Raw genomic sequence first — 6,656 nt, forward strand, 5'->3', positions numbered from 1 at the left:
TTTTGCAACATATTTATGCAAATTTTCTTAAAAAATGAATAAATATCGTACATTTCCAGAAAAATTTCCAAAAAAAGCTAGAGAATATTCTCCAGCTTCTAAAATATATTCCTCATCATAACTGATTATGGTTGATAAATTTTCCGTTCTTTCAAGATTTTCCAAAAATAATATGCCAAACTAAAATCGAGCAATCCATGAAGTGCAGAACCTAGACCAACTAAGCCAAGCATAGTCATCCAATAAGTATCTGAAGTCTGCCCGCCCGAAGTCAGGGCCATGACCACAATATACTCCCCTAAGCCATGAAGTAGATTGAGACCAATCCCTAATATGAAGAAACGCTTGGTGTCCATAAAACTTGGAAATTGTTTTATTAAAAAAGCTCCCAGAGTAAGAAAAATCAAGTGAGTTAATGCACGAAATACGATGACAATAGGAAATCCTGCTAAAAAGAAGCCTAGACTGGAGCCCAATGCTACTAATATGGCCGTTGCTGGTGAAATAAACATTGCAATAAACAACGGAATATGACTAGCAAGTGTGTAGGATGCTGGACCAATAACAATTTTAATCGGCATCATCAGTGGAATCAATATAGCAAATGCAGTAAGAATCGCACTAATGGAAAGCTGCTTGACGGAACTTTTAGATGATAGTGTTAATTGGGACATAAGGAACCTCTCTTTCTATAGGTTCGATTATAAACCAAAACATTACAGGTGTCAAGACACCTGTAATGTTTTATTGATTTTCTAGCAAAATTCCTGCAGCCTTTAATACCAAAGAAAGTTCTTGGTAGGCTTGAACCGAGGGAAATGAGACAGTATGAGTATGAACTCCTTCTGTTAAATTACTCAATAGCACTCCTTTATAATGACTCAAATCATCTAAAAAACGGTCCCGATCTTCAAAACTGGTAATATTTAGTTTGCCAGATAATAGACCGTAAATAGGATGTTCAATTTCGACATCAAGGATTTGAGCTCCTCCCTCTAATAGGATAGTCAACTCTTTTTCAACATCTTCTGGTCCATGTTGACAAGCTATTTTACGAATATAAGCTCCTTCAAGAGGCGCCAGAGAAGACTGCAGTAGGTAGCCTCTCGGAGTCGCCAAAACCAGATCCCCCTCTGCTCGAAGCAAGGCTATATCTCCCACAATCACCTGACGGCTCACTCCAAATTCTTTTGCTAGGTAATTTGCTGAAAGTGGTTGAGATGTTTCCTGTAAAAGTGATAAAATGTGCTTTCGTCTTTCTATTGCTTTCATGTGGTCTCCCCTCTACTTTCTTTCATTATACCAAAAACCGAGCCAATTCATTCTTGTCTAATAGAAAAAACAGAAACTGCTATCCAGTTCCTGCCAATCTTGACTAATTTAATATCGTTTGAATAGTTACGAAATCTAGACGTTTCATGGTCAACACTGCATCATTAACAGCCTTGACTTTTTCTGGGCTAGCCGTATCGTATGCTTCCATCAAAATCCGCGGTACAATCTGCCAAGAAATCCCAAACTGGTCCTTGGCCCAACCGCAAATCTCCGCTTCTGGAACTGCTGACACTTTTTCATACCAGCTCTCCGCCTCTTCCTGACTATCCACATAGACCATGAGCGAGAAGGCTTCGTTGAATGAAGCTTCGCCTCCGTAGCCGTGATCCATAACAATCATTTTCTGTCCACCGACGAGAAGTTCTGCATAATTCAGTTTGGCAGCCTCAACAGCAGCCTCCCCTTCACCGTAGTAGGAAAGTTGACCGACACTAGCCTGAGGGAGCTTGTCCTTGTAGTAGTCCAACATAGGCTGGGCCAAACCTACCTGTTCCTGCGAGAAGAGCAGGCAGATGTCAAACTGATAAGGCTTGTCCAAGTCCGGTGCATAAGACAGTTGCCAAGACAGACCAAAGCGGTCTTCCAACCAGACATAGTAAGGGCTGAAGGGATATTCTCCCAAAGGCATGAGAATACGACCGCCTTCTGACAAGGCTTGGTACAAACGTGTCACTTCATCCTTGCTGGCTACATTGACCATAAGGGACATGGACTCATTGAGCTTAAAGTATGGACCCGCACTAATAGCCGCCAAAGTCATATCGCCCAGTTGAAACTGAATCAAATCCGAATCACCCGAAGGCGTATCCGTAATGGTGTAGATCCAGTCCAGCTTGCCACCGAAGAGGTCCACATAAAAAGCCACCGCTTCTTTTGCCTCTGTGTCATACCAGATGTGAGGAATAATAGGTTGCATAAGATTTCTCCTTTTCTTTCGTCTGACCATTATACCACACACTTGTCCGTACAAGCTCACAGAAAAACCTCCTATGGTATAATAGAAGGATAGAAAAGGAGCAAGCTATGGAAATCTGGAACGCCTACACAGCCGACGGTCAGCTGACCGACCTCACTCTCAAACGCGGAGAACCCATTCCCCACGGCCTCTACCACCTGGTCGTCGAGTGCATCATCCGCCACCACGACAGCAGTACCCTCTTCATGAAACGCGACAGCACCAAACCCTCCTACCCTGACTATTATGAAGCGACAGCAGGAGGTTCGGCTTTATTTGGGGAAATAGCAGAGCAGGCCATTTTACGCGAGGTCCGCGAAGAGACAGGCATTGAGCTGACAACTGACCAACTCCGCCACCATACACACTTTGTCGCCCATGATGACCAGTGTATCTTCCACTGCTACTGGGCTGAAACCGACTGGGACAAAGCTGCTATCCAACTCCAAGCCGAAGAAACCAGCAACTATATCTGGGTCCCACAAGAAGACTTAAAAGACTTTCTAGAAACTGAACTAGTCATTCCAAGGCAGAAAGACTATGTGGAGAGGTTGTTTTTACAAAGCTAAATTCCCTTAACAGACAAATCCCCACCGCCATATGACAGTGGGGATTATTTATCTTACAAACTCTTCAACATATTATCAATATGCTGGATAGATTTTTCACGGCCGAGATAGAGAATTTAATAATCCCGTAACTTTTTAATCTCTTGATAAATATCCTTTCGGAATTTTCCGAGAGACACATTCTTTATATCCTCCTCAAAAATCACATCACCATAAATCATCCTATCTATCTCGTCATCTGTTAGAGATAATTGACTTTCGATACCACCATCTGTCTGCAGTAACTGACGTAACTCCTCCCTATATTTCTTCGAATACTTCTCTTCACGTAAAAGCATATTTCTCACATCAAGATTATGAATACTATAAGCTTCTTTAAGTTTTAATGTCTCTATGTCTCTCTTTCTCGCCTCTTTAGTAGAAATAATTACTTTAACGTCATCAGATGCAGTCTGTTGATAATTAAATTTTACTTCGTTATCCTCAACATCAGACTTTATGAATGGATGAACATTTAAAGCTTTAGTCCCCTTGATATGATTACAAGCTCCACAAGATGGAATTAAATTATATAGGCTAACCGCTAACCATGGAAATTCATCCTTACTATAAAAATGGTCCATTTGAGCAGAAAATTTATTACCTCTATTATTTATATAATTTCGATTACAATACGGACAAACCGTGAGCCCCAACTCTCTTATAAGGAATCTATTGATATTTTCCTCTTCACCTTTTAGTTTCTTCCCCATAATTTTTTGATGAACATACACCAATTTTAACTTTTTAATATTATTCTTATCACAGTCAGCACCATTCGAGCTTTGAACCATGTTTTTCATTACATTTGGCGGCATTAGTATCAGTTTTTTAAAATTTCCTTCTGCAGTTGCATCTTCAGAGAAATACTCTTTAAGCTCTTTTTTTAGCTCTTCTGGAAACTCTTCTGGTAATATTTCTCGCAACTCATCCACAAAGTCCTCGATATTTCCTGATTCAAATTCCACTCCTTCTCGTACAAGAGACTTTAAAAATAAGTCTTTGACCTTCTCATAGTACTTCTCCTTCGTTTCATTTGTATATAAATCTTCAATATATATCATCTATTCCTCCCCGCTATGTGAATTCATAAGTTCTTCTATCTCTGATGCTTTCAACAATACCTGTTCATTAGTAGCATATACTTTTCTTAATTGCTGAAGTAATCTATCAACCTCACTGTTTCTAGATGAGGGCTCTGGAACAGTTTCACTAAACCAAATTTTATCCCACATAGATAGCAACTTACGTTTGATTAACTGTTCGCCAATTGCATCAATCCTATACTTCAAGATTTGTTTGAACTGTTCATCACTTGAAGACTTTTGAATTTTTTCTCTAATGAAAGAGTTATTTAAGATATCCTCTCTTAATTTTATATACTTCGCTCTATATTGTGTTTTATATTTATCCTTGTAATTTGATTGGTCAGATTTAAGTTTATCAATGATTTGTTTATCAGCTTTAAACTTTTTTAAAAAATCTTTTGTAAATTCCCCTTTATGGCTCGCTTTCTTTTTGTAATGTTTTTCGTAAAAGTAATTTGCATATTCCTCTTCGTTACTAATTTTTTTAATGTTCTCGAGGTCTTCATAAATTTGTATATAGCGCAAAAGCCAGACAACATTTTTTTTATTTTTTACACCTATACTACTGAGATATTTTTTACATTCTTCCCTGAATATATCAAAAATCCTAGATTCTTCATCCTGCCATAACTCTAGCTCATACAGTACCTTGGTCGTTTCTTGAATTTGCTCTTTCGCATACTCTCCACGTGTACTTTCTAGGAAAAAGGAATCACGATACAAGTCATGGATATTCTGACCAAATGTTGTCACTTGATTTTTTTCCATACCTTGATTTTCGACAATAATCCTGTTGCCGTTAGTATCTTTTCTTAGCATGATGACATTTTCTGCATAGATATCTGACAGCATAATCGGAGAGTGAGTTGTCATGATAATCTGAATGTGTTTACCTTTGAAAATCTCCTTAATGATTGGCAGAGCAACGCTAATCCACCGACGCTGCCACTCTGGATGAAGCCCTAAGTCAACTTCGTCCAAAAGCAGAAGAATGTTGGTAGCTTTCAATCCCTTTTTAATGCTATATAAACGTCCAAAAAGATTTAATAAAGCAAGTTCTCCCGAACTTAACCCATCCCAAGAGAATGTAATTTCTCCCATAAATTTATCAATTATATTTTTGTATTCTGTATTTTTCAGAATGTAATTCTCTCCTTCAATTTTACTTAATATCTCAAGCAACTGTTGAATTTTCGAGAATTGATCAATATCATTTGTAGTATCTATCAAATCAGTACTCTTATATAAAGATACTAGGTGCTCTATTACTTTATCATTGATTCCTTCTATTGCCCTTAGCTCTTCGAAAACTTTGTCAGTTTTTATTATATTTCCCAATCGATTTTTTTGCTTTGTTGAGTCAGATTCATAGTTAGAAATCATTTCTTTACCATGAGGAGTATGCTCAAAAAAACTATTGTAAGTAACAACCTTATCCCAAAATTCTTTTGTTTCTTGATCCCCCTCTTGAAGTTTTTTCTCGAATGCTCTTCCTTTCTCTTCTCTACTATCTTTTGGTAAATTTCTAACTATCTCGTATCCAGAATAGACACTTGGAATCTCTCTGTGTGTTTGTTTCACAAACAATTTAAACAATTCTTGATTGTATCCATGATTGTCTATCTTTCCCTTCTTATTTTTGATTATTATATCTATCAGAATATCAAAAAAATACTGTATGAATATTGCTCGTTTATTCTTAAAACCGGAAAGCTCTCTAAATGCTAAAATACCCATTTTCCGAAGGCTTGTGTTTCTAAATTCTATCGTAATCTGCTTATTACTGATTATTGTTTGCAATATAGGATGACTCTCAAATAATTTTTCCAAGTCTGTTTTCTTCTCCATTAGCTCCTTAATAAAACTTATTTGGTTCTTCATATCCTCCAATACGACTGTACGGTGTTTATTTCTTTCTAACAACTTGGTAGTTGATACATCCTTGGATAAATCTAATAGAATGGTCCCTCCTTCTTTCTCTATAGAATTAGAAAATTTTACTATCTGAAGTTCTTTAAAATCAGAACCAGTTGCATTATATTTTTTTCTTCCAATCTTAGAGGAGAATGTCAGTTCTAACTCATTGTTATTTACAAAATTTTGCTCTCCGGTTCTTCTCCTATCATCTTTATCTGTATGCTGCAAATATATGTACTTATCTTTTCCTAACCTATAAATAAAGAGCTTCTTTTCACTTTGAGACAGTATATCATTCACCAACCTAGTCTTCCCAACTCCATTTTCCCCCACAATAACTATCAAATCATCAATTCCTTCTGCATATGGGATTTTGATATAACCTTCATTTTCTTCTATCTTAAAATTTTTTTCACCTGTATGTTTGACCTTAATATCTGGTAAAAAGTTGATGACTTCATATTTATCATCTTTACTCTCAATCATCGCGACCAATCGCATTCCTTTTTTCTTCATCGTCCTTATCTCCTTACTACATTTATTTCTTATTATAACCTCAAATGTAATTTTTTTAAAGCACAATTAAAAGAAGTTGAATCTTTATCCAACTTCCTTATTATTTATTTGCTAAATTCTCAAAGTAAGTTCTAGTCTGTCTTAAAAACTGGAAATTAGACTGAGACAAAGAAATAAGGTAGAACTTACTATGGGACAAGTTGGCAATCGACAATGAAAAACAAACACTTAACTCTC

The 6,656-nt window shown here is 36.9% G+C and carries 6 protein-coding genes; 1 reads left to right on the forward strand and 5 read right to left on the reverse strand.

All coding sequences use genetic code 11. The annotated features are described in order from the left end of the window. Window positions 1-125: 125 nt before the first annotated feature. From NF418_RS09330 to NF418_RS09340, 3 genes are all read right to left on the reverse strand, one after another. Window positions 126-674, reverse strand: a complete 549-nt coding sequence (locus NF418_RS09330) for a hypothetical protein (RefSeq protein ID WP_256779405.1) — start codon at window positions 672-674, stop codon at window positions 126-128. Window positions 675-744: 70 nt separating this feature from the next. Beyond that, window positions 745-1,272: a transcription repressor NadR gene (locus tag NF418_RS09335; protein WP_024397302.1), complete on the reverse strand. Its 528-nt coding sequence runs from the start codon at window positions 1,270-1,272 to the stop codon at window positions 745-747. A 103-nt stretch (window positions 1,273-1,375) separates the two neighbouring features. Continuing rightward, window positions 1,376-2,251: a VOC family protein gene (locus tag NF418_RS09340; protein WP_256779407.1), complete on the reverse strand. Its 876-nt coding sequence runs from the start codon at window positions 2,249-2,251 to the stop codon at window positions 1,376-1,378. 107 nt (window positions 2,252-2,358) lie between these two features. On the opposite strand from NF418_RS09340, the gene NF418_RS09345 reads away from it, so the two are divergent. Continuing rightward, a complete protein-coding gene (locus NF418_RS09345; RefSeq protein ID WP_256779408.1) occupies window positions 2,359-2,859 on the forward strand; it encodes an NUDIX hydrolase in 501 nt (166 codons plus the stop codon). 116 nt (window positions 2,860-2,975) lie between these two features. Here the strand turns inward: NF418_RS09345 and NF418_RS09350 are convergent, their stop codons facing one another. Continuing rightward, complete coding sequence (locus NF418_RS09350; protein ID WP_256779409.1) at window positions 2,976-3,962, reverse strand: hypothetical protein; 987 nt, start codon at window positions 3,960-3,962, stop codon at window positions 2,976-2,978. Beyond that, the gene (locus NF418_RS09355) at window positions 3,963-6,419 is read right to left on the reverse strand and encodes an AAA family ATPase (protein WP_256779410.1); all 2,457 of its coding nucleotides are present in this window, start codon (window positions 6,417-6,419) and stop codon (window positions 3,963-3,965) included. Window positions 6,420-6,656: the final 237 nt, after the last annotated feature.

It is taken from the genome of Streptococcus suis, from assembly GCF_024509555.1.
Lineage (GTDB): Bacteria > Bacillota > Bacilli > Lactobacillales > Streptococcaceae > Streptococcus > Streptococcus suis_AD.